At 58.2% G+C, this 19,950-nt stretch carries 10 protein-coding genes and 3 pseudogenes; 4 read left to right on the top strand and 9 right to left on the bottom strand.

Translation table 11 applies throughout. The features are described from left to right. Window positions 1–136 precede the first annotated feature (136 nt). The 8 genes and pseudogenes from ACVJGD_RS41955 to ACVJGD_RS41990 all read right to left on the bottom strand — a co-directional run. A pseudogene (locus tag ACVJGD_RS41955) lies at window positions 137–280 on the bottom strand (SOS response-associated peptidase); the annotation flags it as partial. Then, window positions 280–615 carry a helix-turn-helix domain-containing transcriptional regulator gene (locus ACVJGD_RS41960; protein WP_456639567.1) on the bottom strand — a complete coding sequence of 112 codons (336 nt, stop codon included), beginning with the start codon at window positions 613–615 and terminating at the stop codon, window positions 280–282. The gene ACVJGD_RS41960 and the pseudogene ACVJGD_RS41955, both read right to left, overlap by 1 nt. Before the next feature lie 69 nt (window positions 616–684). Beyond that, window positions 685–1,431 carry an outer membrane protein gene (locus ACVJGD_RS41965; RefSeq protein ID WP_456639568.1) on the bottom strand — a complete coding sequence of 249 codons (747 nt, stop codon included), beginning with the start codon at window positions 1,429–1,431 and terminating at the stop codon, window positions 685–687. A gap of 197 nt (window positions 1,432–1,628) precedes the next feature. Beyond that, window positions 1,629–3,332: an outer membrane beta-barrel protein gene (locus tag ACVJGD_RS41970; RefSeq protein WP_456639569.1), complete on the bottom strand. Its 1,704-nt coding sequence runs from the start codon at window positions 3,330–3,332 to the stop codon at window positions 1,629–1,631. 538 nt (window positions 3,333–3,870) lie between these two features. Next, entirely contained in the window at window positions 3,871–4,185 is a 315-nt protein-coding gene (locus ACVJGD_RS41975; RefSeq protein WP_456639570.1) for a recombinase family protein, read from the bottom strand. A gap of 146 nt (window positions 4,186–4,331) precedes the next feature. Then, complete coding sequence (locus tag ACVJGD_RS41980) at window positions 4,332–4,478, bottom strand: hypothetical protein (protein WP_456639571.1); 147 nt, start codon at window positions 4,476–4,478, stop codon at window positions 4,332–4,334. Window positions 4,479–5,199: 721 nt separating this feature from the next. Further along, window positions 5,200–5,592 carry an adenosylmethionine decarboxylase gene (gene speD / locus ACVJGD_RS41985; RefSeq protein WP_456639572.1) on the bottom strand — a complete coding sequence of 131 codons (393 nt, stop codon included), beginning with the start codon at window positions 5,590–5,592 and terminating at the stop codon, window positions 5,200–5,202. Window positions 5,593–5,642: 50 nt separating this feature from the next. Further along, window positions 5,643–6,219, bottom strand: a pseudogene (locus ACVJGD_RS41990) (transposase); the annotation flags it as partial. Here ACVJGD_RS41990 and ACVJGD_RS41995 point away from each other — a divergent pair. From ACVJGD_RS41995 to ACVJGD_RS42010, 4 genes and pseudogenes are all read left to right on the top strand, one after another. After that, window positions 6,197–6,517, top strand: coding sequence for a hypothetical protein (locus ACVJGD_RS41995; RefSeq protein WP_456640612.1), 321 nt, complete (start codon window positions 6,197–6,199; stop codon window positions 6,515–6,517). The pseudogene ACVJGD_RS41990 and the gene ACVJGD_RS41995 overlap by 23 nt on opposite strands. A gap of 1,546 nt (window positions 6,518–8,063) precedes the next feature. Further along, window positions 8,064–14,549, top strand: a complete 6,486-nt coding sequence (locus ACVJGD_RS42000; protein ID WP_456639573.1) for an amino acid adenylation domain-containing protein — start codon at window positions 8,064–8,066, stop codon at window positions 14,547–14,549. Then, complete coding sequence (locus tag ACVJGD_RS42005) at window positions 14,542–15,969, top strand: MATE family efflux transporter (RefSeq protein ID WP_456639574.1); 1,428 nt, start codon at window positions 14,542–14,544, stop codon at window positions 15,967–15,969. Before ACVJGD_RS42000 ends, ACVJGD_RS42005 begins: the two co-directional genes overlap by 8 nt. Window positions 15,970–16,177: 208 nt before the next feature. Next, window positions 16,178–16,303, top strand: a pseudogene (locus ACVJGD_RS42010) (transposase); the annotation flags it as partial. Window positions 16,304–16,455: 152 nt separating this feature from the next. Here ACVJGD_RS42010 and ACVJGD_RS42015 read toward each other — a convergent pair. Beyond that, entirely contained in the window at window positions 16,456–19,548 is a 3,093-nt protein-coding gene (locus ACVJGD_RS42015) for an efflux RND transporter permease subunit (protein ID WP_456639575.1), read from the bottom strand. Window positions 19,549–19,950 lie beyond the last annotated feature (402 nt).

Raw genomic sequence — 19,950 nt, forward strand, 5'->3', positions numbered from 1 at the left:
TGCGATCAGTCATCGATCGGCGTGCCGATCAAGTCGAGGGGCGCTCGGTGTTCTGGCCCGTTAGCGCCATCTCGAAGAAGACTCCAGTCCTGGGCGGTGGCCGCATGCCCCAACGCATCAACACCATCTTGCGCTAGCTGCCTCCATTGCGCACCACGGGGGCCGGGTAGTCTGGGAAGACACCCGGCATCGGTTGCAGGTTGCCCACAAAGCGATTGACGACGCGAAACAGCACGCGGATCGCTTCCTGGTAGGTGGCGATTGAATAGAGGTTGCACATCAGGCTGAGGCTGAATTTCGCTCGGTTCTTCGTCGAGCTATTTCAGGACTCCGTCGCACCTGCTTTACCCCCAAGCCAAATCCCATCGCCGATAGCACGCTCACGATCGTGGTCAGTGTTGCAACTTCGCTACCCCCGAAGGCGCGATAGACGCTTTCCCGCCGGACGCCCGATATTCTCGCTATCTCTGGGATATCGAAGAGCTTGGTGACATCGCCAATGGCCCGGCAAATTCCCTTCAAGTCGTCATGTTCGAAGGAGTAGTCGAGGTAAGCCAGAATCTCCTCCTGAGATGACTCAGAATCTGGACGCGTGGGCCGCTTCTTGCCTGCCATTACGTGCTCCAAAACAAAGGGCCGGCTGAAAGCCGGCCCAATCCTAGCAGAGCACTGGAGTTGCGTAACTTAGTATCTCGCGATGAGCGGGCCACCCCACTTGTAGTTCACGCGGACGGTGACCATGTCGACGTCCTGGCTGACATTCTCGGTGGTGAAGAGCGTGCCGGCCGGAGCGAAATTGCCGTTGTTGATGAAGTCGTAGGAGCGATCGCCCAGGAAGATATGGTCGTACTCGACGCCGACCGACCAGTTCGGTGCGAAGCCGAATTCGACGCCGGCGCCAACCACGGCACCCCAGCGGGTGTCATCGATGCTGTCGGTGATCGGAATACCAGTGGCGGTGTCAAGCACGCGGTAGCGATTTGAGGTCACAGCCGCACCGCCCTTGACGTAGAACAGCACGTTGTTGGCGGCATAGCCGATCTGGCCGGTCAAAAGGCCGAATGCGTCGATTTTCGACTCGTTGGTGTCGATGCCCGTCAGCAGGCTGATGTTGCTGCCCTTGAAGTCAGCCCAGTTGCCCTGACCTTCGACACCGAACACCCAGGTCCCGGTCTGCCAGCGGTAGCCGATCTGACCACCAGCGGTGCCGCCATCTGCGTCGTGGCACCCGTCACCGAAGCCGAGGACGTCCCAGCAAGTGCGGCTCGTTCCCCAGCCGCCGTTGCCGCCGATATAGAACCCGCTCCAGTCATAGACGACGGCGACGGGCGCCGGCGGGGCCTTGACATAAGGACGCGCGGCAAGATCGGCAGCCGACGCCGGCGCAGCCAGCGCAACCAAGGCAACCGTACCAAGCAAAAGCTTTTTCATCTTTACTTCTCTCCGAGTCAGTATCGAACTCGGATAATACCCTTTTTCGTGCTGAAAGGCTGTCACCCGAGCGCAACAACGACGATAATCACAACACACGGTTGCTCGGCTTTGCCTCACGGTTAGCGATTAGTTGCGTCACCATCAGGCTTCAGGACGGCGTCGAAGAGGCCGGAGCTTGGTTACGGTGGGCCATTTCAGCTGAAGTTATAGCTGGCCTGAAAGAAGGTACCCCAGCGCTCCATGCTGTACTTCGCAAGGCCAGTCCCAGTAGTGCCCGGGCCATCACAGCCTGTGCATGTCAAATCGCTGTCCTTTTTGGTCCACATTGCCCAATAGCGGACGCCGACGCCGACGCTGAAATTATTGGTGATGAAGTAGGACAACACGCCTTCAACCTGGACGCCCCCGCCACCATTGCCGCGTTGTTCATTAAAGGTGGTCAACGGGCGCAACAGATGATAGTCACGGCCTTTGAAGTCGGTCCAAGGCAGGTAAGCGACGTCGGTGCTCAGGCGCCAGCGGTCGGTGAGCATGGTGTCGGCGCTCAGGCCGACACGAGGTGCATTCCACTGAGTATCCTCGCTTCCAATGACCGTGTTGTCACCCGGCGGCAGGCATGTAAACATGGGGTTGGCAATCTGCTCGCATCCGATCGAGTCGGAACTCTGGCCGTAATAGGTCCAACCGATAAACCCGCCGACCTTGTAGTTGGCGCCGCGCAGAAAATCGTATCCGGCGTCGGCCGTGTAGTACATGAACCTTCCGTTGGCCTGGCCTGATTCATTGTTGATGTAGGAAAGCGTGGGCTGGATGCCCCAGTCTTCGTTGTTTATGTTTCCTTTGTTGAAGCGCCCGACACCAATATTGCCCTTCAGGAATGCTCCCCACGGGCTGTCAACACGGCCAAATAACTCTCCGGAAAGTCCGTCCAGTCCGTGATAAGTGAGCCTCGATATAAGAATGCTGGGGTCTTCAAGGCCCCCATAGGGCACTGCGCTGTGGTCCCATTGAAATCGTCCCCGGCTGAGCCAGAGCCGCGATCCGCCCTCGAACGTCCAACCGGGCGTGTAAGCAATCGGCGGCACGCTGTCCGTTGCTTTCGCGTAGAGCGGCGCATCGGACCATTGCGCCGCCCAAGGGTCGGCGCCAAAATGGTAGTTCAGACCGATCTTTCCGATGTGATAGTTGCTGGATAGGCTGGTTGTGTTCTCCGGAAGAAGTGCAAGCGCCGGACCCTGCACGGTCGGAGGGGTCGCGACGCTCGGCCCGCCGAAATGCAAATAGTCATACTCGACTTTGACGGACCATGCAGGCGAAAGCGCTTGCTCGACGCCTAGGCCGATGATGCCGCCGGCGCGACCATAGTCGAAATGGGTTGTCTCCTGTGGCCAGCCGCCTTCGTTGTTGTTGACGACGTTGCCCCGATTGTTTTGCCAAGCCACGCCTCCCTTGAGATAGGCCAGCGTGTGGCCGAGCGGGCCAAACGCGTAACCGACGCGGCCGGTCCCGGTGGCAAAGACGTTTGAACCTGCCTTGCAGTTGGCGCTCACAACAAAGCCGGAGGCGGCGAGGCAGGTATTTGTGCCGTCGGAGACCGCACCGCTGGCATCCAGTTCGACGCCAAACACCCAGCCGTTCGTCTGCCAGTTGTAGCCGATCTGGCCACCTGCGAGGAACACTGGGGTATCGACGCCGCCGCCATAGATTGAGGGACCGTAGGGATTGCTGAAGGAGGTTCGGCCGTACCCACCGCCGACGTGCCCGCCAATATAGCCTCCAGACCAGCTCCACTCCGTCGCGGGCAGTTTCACTTCTGGCTCAAGGTCCGCCGCATTGGCTGCACCGCTTGCAACGAGCGCAATTGTCGTGGCTCCCGAAAGAAGAACTCCAGATCGCATCCAATACTTTCCTGCATTTTCTCGGTCCACAACCGAGCGCCCTTAAGTTATCGCCGCAGCAAACCGTCGGGGCGGACCAGACGCTAACAGCGACGCGCGCCGAGTCCGTCCCGAAGACCATCGCACTGCGATTGGTGATGATGCCGTGAACAAAGCAAACCGGGTGCCGAAGTGAGTTCGCAGGCTCTGCGGGCACGTCGTAAGGTGGGTAGCGTCATGTTGCTGACATTTGTCTCAAGACTGCCAAGCTGCGCTGCTATTGTCCGACATGACCTTGCGCTTCGAACCGTTGCTCCATCGCGCACTCAATGCGCGGGACGCGCCTTGATGTACGGCGGCGTGGTCCGCGCCATGACCCGTGCAGGTTCAGCGTGATTTCAACATCAGCCGTCTGCGCGCGTCCTCAACGATCCGCGCTGTGTCGACGTTGGTCTGAGCTTTCACCGGGGCCTATCGATCCGGATCTTTCTCAAAGCGGTCGCCGATCTTCGCAAAGCCGACCGGCGCTGCGACGACGAGTTCGCCGCGGCGAGCCTTCTCATGGCGGGCGGACAGCGAGCGCTGGCGCAGAAGGTCGAGCTCGTAACTCGTTGAGGCTCCCCTTGAGGCCGAGCAGCAACCGGTCATCGCCGTGTCTGGGTGCGTAGATTGTCTCCTGATCGACGAGGACTCGGTCGACGACGCGGCATATCTCGATCAGTTGCTGCCAATCCCGACTGTTGCGGGCGAAGCGCGAGACTTCTCGAGCACAGACGGCGCCGACCATGCCGAGGCAAACCTCGGCCAGCATCCGTTCGAAGCCGGCACGCTGCACGCCGCCAGCGGCCGAACGGCCGAGATCGTCGTCGATCACCTCGATCTCGGTAAAAACCCAGCGCCGTCAGCCTATCCCGCATGGCGTATTGCGACGCCCCGCTCTCACGGTTGTGCAGCACCTGGCGCGCCGAAGACTGGCGCACGTAGAGGATCGCCTTGCGCTCCAGATGAGAGCCGATCTTCTCAACGATCATGGCCGGCCTTCGTCGTCGCCCGCGCATGATCGAGGATCAGCCGCGTCATCAGGCCGACCAGCGCCTCCCGCGTGTCCCTCGGCAGGTCGGGCCAAGCGGGCGCGCCGGCCGCGCGCCCGCTTGCGAACAAATCCATCTGCCTGGACTTGGGGGCGCCGTTTGCGCCGAACCCAGATCGCTGACGCCGTCTTCCGTGCCATGGTCCTCTCCCGTGGTCGCGAGAGCCCCATATGCGTCTGTAAGCTGGGTGGTCGATGGTGACGCGTCAGTCTTCAAGACCTGGTCGAGCAACGCGGACAATGCGCCCAGCGCTTCCAAATTGACGAACGGGGCGATCGCAAAGAGCACGCCGCTTGCGCATGCCGTGCTGTCGAACATCCAGACCGAAATCTCCAGCGACCGCCATCCGAGCTGTCCAACATGCATCGGAAAACGCCGCCGGCTCTGTTGTCGATCGCGCCGTGAATGAAAACTTCGCGCCCGAACCAGGGATGAGGCCGATACAGAAGCTCCCTGCGTACCGTCCTATGGGCGTTCTCAAGCCTTGTTGTACAACAAAGCTCGGCTGCATAGCGCTCTGGGCAACCTCACACCGATCGACTACGCCAATCGCAGCGATCCTGGGCCGCAACGGGGCGGGACGCTGCGCTATGCCGAGGGCTCCGCGCCTCGCCCCGTTGCTCCACCGAGCCCTATGGGCTCAAATGTCACCGGGACTCTCCCCATTGCTGGATGAAGGGAGGGCTCAGACCATGCTCAGACTATGCCGCTTTCCCGATTCCCGCTGTCACCAAATTTCAGCGATAGCTCGCGGTCGGAAACATGACCGGCTAGTCCAAGGAGATCGACCATCTGCTTCAACGCGTTGGCTTGATTGACACAGCTCTCCGGAAGCGGCGAACGTCAGACTGTTCGGGCTGAAAGGCCTCAACTAGAACTAGCACGGCGCCCGCAGGATCGCTGTCGCCACATACGAAAACATCAGCGGCCGCGTAGGACCTCTCAGGCCAAGTATGTAAGGTAATGTGCGATTCAGCCAACAAGGCTATTGCGGAGACGCCGTGACCCGGAGAAAACTCATGAACATGAAGGTGGAGTAATGTCGCACTCGCCGCACGGATGGCTTTTCGGATTGCGTCTTCCGCAATGGCCGAATCGTCGAGGTTCTTCGCTCCCCATAGGTCGATGAGCATATGCGTCCCACCGGTGGACAGAGCCGGTGGGGCTTCCTTTTCGTTATCAATAATCATTAAGAAATCTCCATTGAATTGTCGGCCCAATAAGCTGAGCTATTGGGGATTTAGGTGACGAGATGATCAGGCGCTTGGTTTGCCGGCATTTGGATGACCTCAATGCCGTCGTTGAATCTGACAACTGCGACCTTCGGCAACTGATTTGTGCCTTTGAGCCGCCGCCAGGTCCTTGATGCGGCGATCACCAGCTTGAACACCATCGGCCTGGCGGCGGTTGGCGACGAAGAACTCTTCGTCCGCACGGTCCTGTATCGCCACGTGGCGAATACGCTCTCGATGGGATTGGCGGTGCGCAAGTGATCCCAATGTTCGGCAAGAAAATCGTAGAAAGGCCAGCAGTGCGTCGCGATCCTTGACCAAGCATTCGACCGCCCAGCCATACCTGGCGCAATGCTTTTCGGCGAGGACGTCGATCGCCGCTTCGGCGGACGCTCGGTCCGCCCAATAGACCTCGCGCAAATCCTTCTTTATGGTGGCCTGCACCGAGAGTGGGACCTTGTCCAGGACGTTCACGGTCTTGTGCACCCAGCATCGCTGGTGGCGTGTGCCGGGAAAGACCTCGTCGAGCGCCTTGTAGAAGTCGAGCGCGCCGTCGCCGATATTGGCCAAACTCGTTGTTATTGATGACGTCGCCTCGATTGTTTTGCCAAGCCACGCCTTCCTTGACGTAGGCCAGCGTGAGGCCCTGCGCGCCAAAAGCGTAACCGAGGCGACCGTCTCCGGTGACAAAGACGTTTGGACTCGCCTTGCAGTTTGCGCAGAGTACTATGCCGGAGGCGGTGAGGCAGGTATTTGTGCCGTTGGAGACAGCGCTGCTGGCATCGAGTTTGAGGCCAAACACCCAGCTATTCTTCTGCCAGTTGTAGCCGATCTGGCCGCCTGCCCGGACCATGGGAGTATCGACGCCGCCGCCATAGACTGACGGAACGTGGAGATTACTGAAGGACTTTTGGCCGTAACCACCGCCGGCGTGCCCGCCAATATATCGTCCGGACCCGCTCCACAGGGCCGGTTGCAGTTGTACTGCTGGCTCAAGGTCCGCCGGATTGGCTGCACCCCTTGCGACCAGCTCAATCGTTGTCGCTCCCCGAAAACGAACTCCAGATCGCATCAAACACTCCGCGCCGCTTTCCCGATCCACAACCGAGCGCCTTCGAGCTGGCATCGGTGATGGCACCGCGAATGAAGCAAGCACCGTGCCGCTTGGAAATTGCGGGGTCTTCAGTTGCTTCGTACCGGGTACATGCGTCAAGTTGTGGACAATGGTCTTAAAGCTGACAATCGCGCTGCAGCGTCCGACAGTATGCTGCGCACCCGGAAGCCGCCTTTTTCGGTGCAGAAGGAGAGTCTTGTTGACCTCGACAGAATTTCGATCTCACCTATCGAGGCTCATGCGAAACCGTGAAAGCCAATGAATATTACCGACGAGCGGCGTCGGCCTGGACGCTGAACCCGTCTACCCGCACAGGGATCGCACCGACTACGCCGCGGTTATCGAAGTCCGGCTTGTGAGAAAAATCGTCACGAGCGATCAGTCACGCAACGCGGCACGCGCGGAAGGGCTCATCATCAGCGTCTTCCAGCTTACCGTGAACACCCCGCGATAATAACAGTCCGGCTCCGGCTTCGCCGCAGTGCTAAGCGGCTTTGCCGCAACATTATTCGTATCGGCTCTGCTGTAGGCGGCGAGACGGAAGCTTCTTTGACGCGCGAAAAGGGGTTGCCGAGCATGCATCTCGTGGAGGCTAAGCGAAGGCGCTACCCCCGCAATTCAATTTCGGTTCGGAAGGCCGTATCGGAGCGCGCTTTCGGTTAGACTGGACGTCGCCTGCGCGTCCAGAGCCAAACGTTTCTGAGCGCGTTTTCGTGCGCACCAAGGCGGACGACTGCGAACATCAGCAAACCAAGGACCTCGCGACGGATGGTTCGGCACGCCCACGACTCGTTACGCTGCCCATAGCTATCTCGTTATAGCCAAGAGCGTCAAAATCTTTGAGCGCTTAACGACTGCCCTTCAGCGGCTATGCATACAACGCCGGCCTCGTGGAAAACGGCAACACGCCTCTGGGTTGGTTCTTGCACAATCGATGTCATCGCTTGGGCGCCGCAGGCGACCTGCGCCCCGGCGAGCGCCAAGTCCGCTTCCATGAGGAGAGCCCAACCATAGTCCGGGCGTCTACAAATGTAAGAAATCACAAGCCGGAACGAGTTTCTGGACACGTTGTTTGCGGGTGCCATGCAGACTATCGCGTGTCTACTACAAGATCCGGTAGATGCGAACGCCAACTTGAGGCCCTAGCGTCCGGCCGTGTTCCCCTGCCGATCATCGAGGAAACAGAAGTGAACGGAAAGGACGAGAAGCTAACAAACGGGCAAAACGGCACTATGACTGGCAGAACCAGGGTGGCTACGCAATGCACACCTCAATCAGGATCCTCGGTGTTCTGATTTAAGGGCCGCAGAAGGCGATGAATGGCGGGACGCGTATGCCTACGGAAAATCGATCAGGCAAAAATCAGCTTGTGGAACGTCAACCGATCGACGCGATTACGGCGATCGATCGCCTTGCAAGATCGGATCCGGAGAGGGTAGCGCTGAGGTACGGCGCAGACGAACTTACCTACAAGGCGCTGCGTTTAAGATCGGATGCTCTCGCAAGGATGTTACGAGAGCAGGGCGCTCACGGCGCGGTGGTCGGCTATTGGGGTGAGCGGGACCTCGACTGGGCAACGGCGGTAGTCGCAATTTTGAAGGCTGGATCAACGTACCTACCGCTCGATCCATCGTTACCGGCTTCGCGCACATTGTTCATGATCGAGCAGAGTCGCTGTGCTCTGATTATTGGCCAAGACCAGCTGGATTCGGTCAGCTTATTCCAGGCGAACAGCAAAGGCACCACGCAATTCGTGGCGATAGAGGCAGCGCTGCGCGAGGCCCAGACGTCGTCTGTTGTGCCATCATCGAGCGAGGATGGACTCGCCTACATTCTGTTCACGTCTGGTTCGACGGGCCAGCCCAAGGGCGCAATGATCGAGCGCGCAGCCCTAAACAATCATTTGGTGGCAAAGATTGATGCTCTAACACTCACTCGGACGGATTGCGTCGCGCAGACGGCATCGCACTGCTTTGACATCTCGCTGTGGCAGCTTCTGGCAGGGCTTTGCGTCGGAGGCTGTATCGCGATCATTGACGATGCGACACTGAAATCGCCAGTATCCCTTCTCCAAGCAATTCAAGGATACGGCGTGACGGTTGTTCAATTCGTTCCGTCGATGCTTGCAGCATTTGTTGAATATCTGCAGTCGCTTGCAGCGGCCGAGCGAGCTCTGGACAGTTTGCGGATTATTTCTACGGTCGGAGAACCTCTAACACCCGGACTAGCGCGCGCGTGGCTTGCCTTATATCCCCAGGTCCCCATTCTCAACCACTACGGGCCGACCGAGTGCGCGGACGGCGTTACGCATCATCTGGTTTCCGTACCGCCTGCGCTGGCTGCCCCCTATGTGCCGATCGGCAAACCGATTTCTAACCTTGAGGTTTATATCGCCGACGGACCGCGGCTGTGCAACACGGGAGAGGTTGGCGAAATCTGTGTTAGCGGCGTTGGTGTCGCTGCTGGTTACGTCAATGACGATGTCCGCACCAAGGATGCCTTTGGGCCGAACCCGTTCTCAAACGACCCGTCGTTCCAGTGCCTATACAGGACAGGTGATCTCGGGCGCGTTCGTTCCGATGGCCTCTTGGAATGTCTCGGTCGACGGGACCGTCAGGTCAAAATCCGCGGGCACAGAATTGAGCTGGGAGAAATCGAGGCCCGCCTCTCCGCTCATCAATTGGTACGTGGCGCCGTCGCGGTCGCCTCCGTCTGCGCAGGCGTAAAGCTTACGGCGAGAGACATAACCAGGGCCGACGGGGAAACTGGATCGAGACGACTCATCGTGTATGTGTCAGCTCCGGCTGAAGTGGGGGAAGGCGAGCTTCAGAACTTTCTTGCCGAAGCGCTTCCCACCTACATGCTCCCAGAAAGGATCATCCACGTCGCCGGTATTCCACTGACCAGAAACGGAAAGGTCGATTTTGGAGCATTGCCGGACCCGACCAGTGTTCGACCTCCATTGCCGACGCCATTCGAGGAGCCGCAAACAGAGCTCGAAGCCAAGCTGTGTCAAATTTGGTCCGGCGCTCTGCGTATTGAGAACATTGGCGTGAATGACCAGTTCATAAGCCTCGGCGGAGACTCGCTCCGGGCAATGCGCATATTGGGCCAGTTGCAGACCCTGCTCGGAGTGAGAACGGATTTCAGGCTGGTCCTGAATGGAACGATCCGATCTCTTGCGGCTTCGATCTCGGCCCGAGTCGAAACCAAACCGTGCACAGCCCCGACGTACGGAAAGCTTACGCGATCGCCTCTGACTCGAGTTCAGGAGCACCTATGGTTTCTCTCGCAGCTCGATCCGTCTGCCAGGAACTACATCATTCAAGGCGGCCTGCGAATAAGGGGCATCATCGATCTGGCCGCGTTCAGTCGCGCCTGGACCGATGTCGTTCAGTCCCATCAGGCACTTTCGGCACGCTTTATCGACGAGGACGGTCCGGTTCAGCTTTTTGATGCTCCGCAATGCGCAAGTCTTGAATTGGCTGATGCATCTCATCTCACGGCGCAGGAAGCTGAGGAGCTGATCGCAGAGTTACGGCGAACAGAGCTGAACGGCAGCTTTGATCTCAGCCAAGGCCATCTGTTTCGCGCGCGCATGATCCGTTTTGGCCCTGACAACCATCTCATACTGATCACCGCTCACGAAATTATCATCGATGCTTGGTCGATTTCTGTTCTAATCAGGGACCTTCGACGAAGGTACGTAGATGCCGCGGCGTTTTTGCCAGAGAGCCGCGCGTCGCTCTCGACCTACGCGGCCTGGGAAGCACAACACACTACTCCAGAGGCGCTGGCCAACCAACGCAGCTATTGGCGTCGTCAGATTGGTGATGATCCGCCGTTGCTTTCGCTAGGAACGGGACGAGCGCGGCCGCAGACAAATTCCTACCGCGGCGCGTCCCATGCGGTGCTGCTTGGCAGCGAGCTCTCCAATCAGGTACGGGAGTTTGCGCGCCGACATAGGTGCACCACGTCGACGACACTCCTCGCATGCTTCAAGCTGCTGCTGCGGATGTATAGCGGTCAGGACGATATTATCGTTGGCATACCGCACGTTGTACGGGATCAACCTGGCAGTGCCGAAATTGTCGGCTTTTTCCTGAATATGCTGCCAATCCGCACCGCGCTCGATGTCGGCCAGTCCTTTGCGGTTCATGCCTTGCGCATCCAGGGCCTGGTCAGCGATGCCATCGCAAATTCGGCATATCCGTTCGGCTGGATGGTAAGGGATACCCGGCTATATCGCGAAGCGGGACGATCACCGATCTTCCAGGTCATGTTCAACATGTACTCCGAGGCCGCGGAGCCACTTGCCGAACATGAGTTGGATCTGACATTCCGCGAATATGAGACCGGCTATGTAAAGTTCGATCTGACATTGTACGCACAAGATCAGGGCGATGAAATTGCCCTCCAGCTAGCGTATGCGGAAGACATATTTTCCAGCGATCTGATTGTCCGCATGGCCGACAATCTGCGCTGTCTGATTGCTGCCTGCATTGAGAAGCCGCTTGCGCCCATCAAAGATCTGAGCTACCTCAGCGCGTCAGACGTCACTATGCTGGACTCGCTGGATGGCTCGGCGCCGCCATATGAGACTGAATGTCCGCTTGTCGAAGCGTTCGAGCAAATCAGCGTTTCTAATCGCAGCCAGGTGGCATATTTTGGTGATTTCGGTGAGATCACATTCGGCCAACTGCGTGAGCGCGTAACAGCTATCAGGTCGCTACTGCGGGCTTCGCACGTGGGGGCTGGCGATATGATCGCCATGCTGGTCGACCGGTCGCCTGACGTGGCCGCTGTTATTCTTGCGGCACGAGCCTTGCAGTCCATTGTTGTCCCTATATCGCCGGATTATCCGCGTGATCGGATCGAACATATCCTGCGAGATAGTCAGGCAAAGCTTTTGGTTCACGCAAATACCTCTGACCTTGTTTTTGACATGCCGTCGATTTGTCTATTGACCCTAGAAGGGTGCGGCGCGCCTGCGCACGATTTCGAGTGCAGCGACAAACTATCAGATCAGGGAATTGCGAGCCTTATGTACACGTCGTCCTCAACCGGGATGGCGAAGGGGGTTCTTATACCGGAATCGGCAATTCTCAATCGACTGAACTGGATGTGGCGACGCTTTCCCTTCGCCAATACCGACGTGATGGTTGTCCAGAAGTCCGCATCACTTGTTGCGTCCGCTTGGGAGTACTTTGGGGGGCTTCTGAAAGGTGTGCCCGCGCTGATCCTAACCCAAGAGCAGTTGCTGGATCCAGATCTGTTGTTGTGCACGTTGGCGAGACGTCGCGTGACACACTTATTTGCCTCGCCGCCACTCCTGTCCGGCGTCATTGCTTCCCAAGAACGGCACCCGCGACCGACCGCGTTGCGGTTGGTCACAAGCAGCGCCGAACCGATGCCTTCCTCGCTCCCCGTTCGCTGGCGTGCGCATTTCCCGGAGGTGCCGTTGTGGAACTTCTATGGTGCTACGGAATGTGCATCCAATGCAGCAGTCTACGAAACATCGGATGGCTACGACGGCCCGTCGCTCGTCCCCGTTGGGCGCCCAATCGATAACGTCAAACTCTACGTGCTCGATGCCCAGTTAAAGAGAGTCCCTGTCGGAGCCGCCGGCGAACTGTGCATCGCGGGACGCTGCGTGAGCGCTGGGTACTGGCGGGATCAAGATCGGACCAACCGCTGTTTCGTGCCGAATCCGTATGATGACGGACAATACAGCATTCTTTATCGAAGTGGCGATATCGCACGCATCTCAACCAGGGGCCTTCTCGAGATTTACGGCCGATCGGACAACCAGATCAAAGTACGGGGCTTTCGCATCGAGCTGGAGGAGGTCGAAACGGCCCTTGAGTCTCATCCGGCAATCGCAAAGGCCGCGGTCGTCGCAGAAGGCATGGATAACCCTCGTCGCTTGACCGCTAGCGTGGTTCCGGCTCGCGACAGTCTAAGCTCTGGAGATATTGTCACCCACCTGCGCCACACATTGCCGTCCTACATGATTCCCGCCGCTTTCCGTTTGGTGGAGAGTATCCCCCTTACGGCGAGCGGAAAGATAGATCGTGCTCGCCTGTCGTCCGTTCCTTACCGGGAGGTCGGGTCTGTTCCATCTGCTGAGCCTCGCACGAGGAAGGAGCGTATTCTTGCTGAGATCTGGCAGGATCTATTAGGTGCCAAGTGGGTTGAACTCGATCAGAGCTTCTTTGATATCGGCGGAGACTCTCTTCTGAGCGTGCGCTGCGTCACGCTGGCGCGCAAAGCCGGGCTGAATCTTACTGTCGACCAACTCTACCGAACACCGACCATCAGGGAATTGGCGGCAGACGAAGCGGCGGTTACACTCCATACCTTCCCTTCCGCGGATGGCTCATTGCCAGTGACCCCCGCAATCTCATCTTGGAACCGTCTTGTCGGCTTCGATGAGCATTTCAACATCGGTGATCTCTTCTTCTTGCCCGGCGGCGTCTTGAATATCCGAATGCTGGAGCGCGCCCTTGCCCACGTCATGGAAAGGCACGAGGGCCTCAGACTCCGTATTGCCCGAACCGACGATGGTCTACGTCCGACAATCGGACCTTGCGTGGCCGAACGGCTCGTGGAGGAGATCGATCTTGTCGGAATGACCGGCCTACAGCAGCGTAAGGCAATCGAGAGCACCTCAGCAAGACGTCAACATATGTTTCGGTTCGACGGCCAGACGCCTCTTGTTAACGTCACGGTGTTCCGCACATCGGAAAGCGACGATTACTATCTGCTGATCCTGATGCATCATTTTGTAGCGGACGGGATAGGCTATCGATTGTTCCTGGAAGCATTGGATGCGGCGTACAACGCCCTTGCCTCAGGCCATGCCGTGAGTGGTCCCGAGAACATACAAATGCTCTCTCCATGGTTGAAGCGCCTTGAGCACTACGCGAACAGCGAAGCGCCAGCCGAACTCGAATACTGGGAAAGGATTGACTACCATCAGTTCAATTTGCACATCAGCGACACTTCATCGCGCGGCCCGAGCTTTTCGAAGGTGACCGCGAGAGCGCTTCACTATGCGCGCGTTGAAGGTGGCATGGATGAAGCGAATTGCCTATCCCTTTGGGAAGATCAGGCCAAGTACCATCTTGAGATTGACAAAGAAGCGACAGCTGATCTCCTCAATATTGCAGCGAGATTGGCGCATTGTCAGGACTTTGATGTGTTTCTTGCCGCCATATCTGGCGCCTTTGGACGCGTTTTCGGCAACTATTCGCTCTGGATTGATAGCCTTACTTCAACCCGAGGTCGGCTGTTTGACGATCTCGATCCATCTCAGATCATCGGCCATATCAGCGAGCTCGTTCCGCTTCCCTTGAGTCTCACCGGAACGGAGACCCGTCCCGATCGTGCTCGTGCAATATACCGCCAGCGCAATGCTCTGCCGCGCAGGGGAATAGGCTTTCGGGCCATGAAATTCCTAAACCGAGATCCAGCCGTGCGGAGCCGGATCGATCGCCTGCCCTTACCCAGAATTGGATTGAATTATCGAGCGGGTTTGCAGCGCCATTTTCCACGCCGTCTCCTAGCCAAGGAACCTTCTCCACTCTGGATCGGCGAAGACATGGATGAAGCGGCCGCGATTCACCTCTTCTGGTTCGATGTCGGATATCAAGCCGGCCATCTACAGATCGAAACGAGGTATGATCCAAACCAGGTCGGTTATGAGGTGACCCGTAATCTTTGCACGGTGTTGCAACAGGAGCTGTTGCAGACGATCAGCGAATTCGGAAGAGCTCGCGACACTTTAATCCATGAATAAGCCCGATGCGGAATTCGCCGTCGAGAGCAATCGCGATGTGATGCCAAAGAAAAAACAGCACGTCGATCTGTCGGACCCCAATCTCTCAAGCCTTATCCTGCGGCTCGCCATTCCGTCTGTTGTTGGCTTATCGATCAACGCGTTACAGCAGGTCGTCAACGCGATCTTTGTTGGCGCACTTGGCGCGCAGGCGATCGCAGCGGTCAGCATGACCTTGCCGATCGTGGTCCTGCTCGCGGCAGCCGGACAGGGGATCGGTGTTGGAACAGCGTCGTTCATATCTCGTCATCTTGGCGCTGGTGAGTACCTGGAGGCGAGTCGAGGCGCGAGCACCGCACTCGCGCTCGCCGCTCCGATCGGTATCATGATTACCGTCGCTCTGCTTCTAAGTCTGCGAGAGATCTTCGTAACGCTCGGGGCAACTCCAACCATCATGCCCATGGCGCTCGACTACGCGGCGACGCTTTTGTTCGGGTACACCCTGATGCTTCTAAACATCGTCAACGGCTTCATCGTCAGAGCCGAAGGCAACACACGATTCAGCATGTGGACGATGATTACCGCCTTCATACTGAACGCTGTGCTTGATCCCGTCTTCATACTCCTACTGGACCTCGGTGTGCGAGGCGCAGCCCTCGCAACGCTGGCATCTCAGATCGCTGCTATTAGCCTCTATATCGCGTATTTTACGAAGCTTCGCGGGATAGTCCTCGTCAGGATATCTCACATCTCGTTGCGAGCAGATCGCATCGGACAGCTCGCGTTCATAGGAGCGCCGGCGACCATGACCAGTATTTTATCTGCTATTGCCGTTATGCTCTTGTACGGAGCTGCTGCGCCGTTCGGCGACGAGTCCATCGCGGCCGTGGGGATAGCTGTGCGAATCTTGACGATCGGCGCACTGCCTATCACCGGCTTCTGTATTGGCTCTCAAGCTGTCCTGGGTTTCGGTTGGGGCGCACGCGACTTTGCTCGTGTACTGAAAGCTGCGAAGTTCATGCTCTCTATGACTGTCGCTCTTTCCGTTGCGTATTCTGCGGCCGTTGTGATTTTTGCCCGGCCTTTGGTCAGGCTGTTCAGCGATAGCGATAAGGTCACGGAAATTGCCGTCTCGACCTGCATCGTCTTCCATCTCTTCTTTGGACTTTTTGGTATTGAGAGTTTCGTGACGACGATGCTTCAGTCGTTCGGCAGAGCTCGCCTCAGTGCGGTAGTGTCCTTCGCGAGGCAGGGCTATCTCTTCGTACCGGCCATACTGTTATTCCCGGTCATATCGGGTTTCAACGGACTGTTGGCCAGTCAAGCAATCGCTGAGCTGGGTGCCGGAATGATTGCGCTGTTGGTCATGTTCCACCAGTTCGCTGAGCTCAGACGAGCGCTCCGGCACCCTACTTCACGAGCGACCGAAATCGCGGGTTGACCTGGCAACGGACATCATCGAAGCCCAGAGCATTAGGCCTACTAGCCGGGGAGGTGTTGCGCTTCAAGAAAATGACGAGCGTAACGTGCAAGAGCCATGCGCTATAGTAGGGTCTTGAGCGGCGGCGCTCGCGATGAAGCAAACGCAGGTGTTGCAGGCCACCGCCACGGCAGTCGGAAGCGGACGCTGACCGGGACCTGGCCTTGACGTCGATGACCCTTCGCGCTTTCGATCGGGCTCAACAGTTGGCGCCTAGCTGGCCCTTACACCGCGGCGCAACCAATCCGGCGAAACCGACACCAATGGCAAGATATCTCGATTGAGTATGCGTTTAGATCAACTATAGTGTTGACCAACACATGACAGCAACCCGCGTTCGCGTGATCTGGTTGACCCGGCTAGGCTAGGCGGATTTCGGACACTACCTTTGAAGCCTGTCGCCACACCAAGATAGCTCCTCGGCAGATACCAGTTGCTGCATATCCTTCAGTGAGCGCCGGTCGCCTCGGACCTTCTCCGCAGTCCATCGATAAAAAGGTAGATCACGGGCGTCGTGTAGAGGGTCAGCATCTGCGAGACCAAGAGCCCGCCGATAATGGAGATGCCGAGCGGACGCCCGAGCTCGGTGCCGGGGCCGGTGGCAATGACTAGTGGGATGCCGGCGAACACCGCCGCGATTGTCGTCATGAGGATCGGTCGGAAGCGCGCCCGGCAGGCTTCGAAGATCGCATCCGTCGAAGACATGCCGCGCTGGCGCTCGGCCTCGAGCGCAAAGTCGACCACCATGATGCCGTTCTTCTTGACGATGCCGATTAAGAGGATGATCCCGACGAAGGCGGTCACGGTCAGCGGCGTGTTGGTGATCTGCAAGGCCAGAAGCGCGCCCAGTCCCGCCGACGGCAGGGTCGAGATGATGGTCAAGGGATGGGCCAGATTTTCATAGAGCATGCCGAGCACAATATATGTCGCAACCAGCGCGCTCAGAATCAGGAGCGGCTGCCGTCCGCTGGTCCTGGCAAAATCGCGGGCATCGCCATCAAAGCCGCCGCGAATACCCTCGGGCATGTGCAGCTCCTCGACCGCTCGCTGGATGTTCGCCAAGGCGACCTGAAGCGGCACGTCCGGCAGGAGGTTGAACGAGACCGTGGTCGAGGGAAACGACTGCGAATGGTACACTGCCAGCGCCGCCAGTCCGCGCTGTTGGCGCACTACCGCCGACAATGGCACCTGCGCGCCATTGGCGCCGGCAACGTAGATGCGATCTAGATTGGACGGATCGTGCTGGAGTTTTGGGTCTATTTCCAGCACGATGGCATACTGGTTCCGCTCGGTATAGATGACGGAGATCTGCCGCTGCGAGAATGCGTTGTTGAGCGCGTTGTCGATGTCCTGGATACGGATGCCGAGTTGTGACGCCATCTGGCGATCGATCGTGAGATTGAGCTGTAATCCGCCGGGCTCGCGATCGGCGGAGACATCCGTGATTCCCTCGACGGTCTTCATACGCTCGTACACGATCGGCGCCCATTCGTGCAACAGATCGAGATCGGTGCTGGACAGCGTATACTGGTAGTCGGAATTGCTCTGTCGTCCGCCAGCGCCGACGTCCTGGACTGCGAACATGAAGAGGCGAACGCCGGCAATGCCTTGAAGCTTGTGGCGCAGCCGGTCGATCACAAGCTGGGTCGAAATGCAATCGCGCTCTTCCGACGGTTTCAGGCTGATAAACATCGAGCCGGCGTTGGACCCTTGACCACCAGGCCCGCTCCCTCCATCCATGAACGATCCAATGCCGGCGACCGCGTGATCTGTCATCACGACGTCGGCGAGTTGCCGGTGCAAACCCAGCATGGCTTGGAAGGAGGTATCGGGGGAGGCACGCGTCGCGCCGATGATGATGCCAGAATCGTCGCTCGGAAAATAGCCCTTGGGCGTCTGGATGTAGAGTATCACCGTCAATGCGATCGTCGCGAAGAATATCAACAATATCAGAATCGGGAACCTCATTACGGCGCGCAACGACTTGACATAGGCATCGACGATGCGCGACAGCGCGCCTTCGATGACGCGGTAGAATAGGGTGGCGGTGCTTGAGGTCGTCTGCCGGATGTAATGCGCGCAGATCATCGGCGTGACCGTGAGCGAGACCAGCGTTGAGATCAGGATGGCAAAGGTGAGGGTTATCGAGAACTCGCGTAACATGCGGCCGAGGATGCCATCCATGAATATCAATGGCGTGAAGGCGGCGATCAACGACAGCGAGATCGTTACAACCGTGAAGCCGATCTGCTTTGCGCCCTCCTGAGCCGCCCGGAACGGCAGCATGCCTTGCTCCAGATTGCGAAACATGTTTTCGATCATGACGATGGTGTCATCGATCACGAAGCCGATCGAGATGGCGAGCGCCATCAGCGACAGGTTGTCGATGGAGAAGCCTGCACCCCACATGCCGACGCAGGAGCCGGCGAGCGTTAGCGGCACTGAGATGCCGGCGGCAACCATCAGCATGATCCGACGCAGAAACACGAAAACAACGACCATTACCAGAACGGCAGTCGTCAGCAGGGTCAGGTGCATGTCGCGTACGCTGGCGCGGATCGTGCCGGTGCGATCGACCAGCGTCGAGATTTCCACGCCGGCCGGGATCCATTGCTTCAGCTCTGGGATCAATGCCTTGATCCCGTCGACCGTGTCGATGACATTGGCGTCGGCTTGCTTTCTAATATAAATCAACACCGCGGGTTGGTTGTTGAACCAAGCGACCGACCGAACGTTGCGGACGGAGTCCTCGACTTCGGCGACGTCGGATAGGCGCACGAAATTGCCGTTCGAGCTCTTGACTACGATACCGCGGAACTCCTGCGCACGGCGCATCTGCGGGTTCAACCCCAGCATTTCGCTCTGCCGCTCGCCGTTGAAGATGCCGACTGGCCCGAGCGGATTGGCGTTAATGATCGCGGCTCGAACTGCTTCAGTTGAAAGGCCCGCGCTGGAAAGCGCCACCGGATTCAACTGGATGCGCACCGCCGGCTGCTCGGCGCCGCTGACCGCGACGTTTCCCACGCCTGGCACCTGTGCCATTCGTTGCAAGAGCACGGTGTCAGCGACGTCGTAGATCGCGCTAGTCGACAGCGTCTTGGAGGTGAGAGCGAGGACGTAAACGGGGGCGCCGGAGGTGTTCGACTTGTAAAAGCGAGGGATTGACGGCAGATCGCTCGGCATGTCCGGCAGCGACGCGTTGATCGCGCCTTGCACATCGCGTGCAGCGCGGTCCAGATTGCGGCCAATATCGAACTGCAATGAAACGTAGGTGGACCCGAGTGTGCTCGTTGATGTGATTTGGTTAACACCCGCGATTTCGCCAAGCCGTCGCTCCAGCGGCGCGGCGACAGTCGCTGCCATCACCGATGGTCCAGCTCCAGGTCGAAAAGCGTAGACAAAGATCGTTGGGAAATCGACGTTTGGGACAGAAGCCAGAGGCAAAGACCCGTAAGCCAGGGCTCCCAGCAGAAGTAGGCCGATCGACAGTAAAGTGGTGCCGACCGGCCTACGAATAAAGGGCTCCGAGATTGAGACCATCGCCAGGCTAAGGTCGCGCGACGCGTTTGCGTGAATGAAGCTAGACTGGTCGGCACCAAGGTAGTGTCTCGACGGCAGGTCTCTTGTGTCCGGTGAAGTACGGAATCGAACACAAGAGAACAAAGCGAACCAAGGCTTCGACAGGAGTAACCAGTACACAAACGTGGTTATGACCGAACCTACTCAATCTTGGTGTTGACACGTTATTTTGTGAATTTGCAGATCAGAGCTTTCTGAAGTTGAGCCGAGGCCTTCGACCTGCGCTGACAACTGTCCTGCCGACAGGCGCATCACACCATCTTCGATTGTCGGCCAATGGAAGCTGCCTTCTCGACCCCAGAATCCCGTTCGTTCCCAAACGATCACCCGGTCCGCCTACTTGTGAAATGGATCCCGACTCCG

The organism is Bradyrhizobium sp. USDA 10063 (assembly GCF_054063735.1).

Excerpts from the sequence above, each read along its gene's own strand:
- ACVJGD_RS41960 (WP_456639567.1), bottom strand. The coding sequence starts at position 615 with ATGGCAGGCAAGAAGCGGCCCACGCGTCCAGATTCTGAGTCATCTCAG.
- ACVJGD_RS41965 (WP_456639568.1), bottom strand. The coding sequence starts at position 1,431 with ATGAAAAAGCTTTTGCTTGGTACGGTTGCCTTGGTTGCGCTGGCTGCG.
- ACVJGD_RS41970 (WP_456639569.1), bottom strand. The coding sequence starts at position 3,332 with ATGCGATCTGGAGTTCTTCTTTCGGGAGCCACGACAATTGCGCTCGTT.
- ACVJGD_RS41980 (WP_456639571.1), bottom strand. The coding sequence starts at position 4,478 with ATGGATTTGTTCGCAAGCGGGCGCGCGGCCGGCGCGCCCGCTTGGCCC.
- speD (WP_456639572.1), bottom strand. The coding sequence starts at position 5,592 with ATGATTATTGATAACGAAAAGGAAGCCCCACCGGCTCTGTCCACCGGT.
- ACVJGD_RS42000 (WP_456639573.1), top strand. The coding sequence starts at position 8,064 with ATGAATGGCGGGACGCGTATGCCTACGGAAAATCGATCAGGCAAAAAT.
- ACVJGD_RS42005 (WP_456639574.1), top strand. The coding sequence starts at position 14,542 with ATGAATAAGCCCGATGCGGAATTCGCCGTCGAGAGCAATCGCGATGTG.
- ACVJGD_RS42015 (WP_456639575.1), bottom strand. The coding sequence starts at position 19,548 with ATGGTCTCAATCTCGGAGCCCTTTATTCGTAGGCCGGTCGGCACCACT.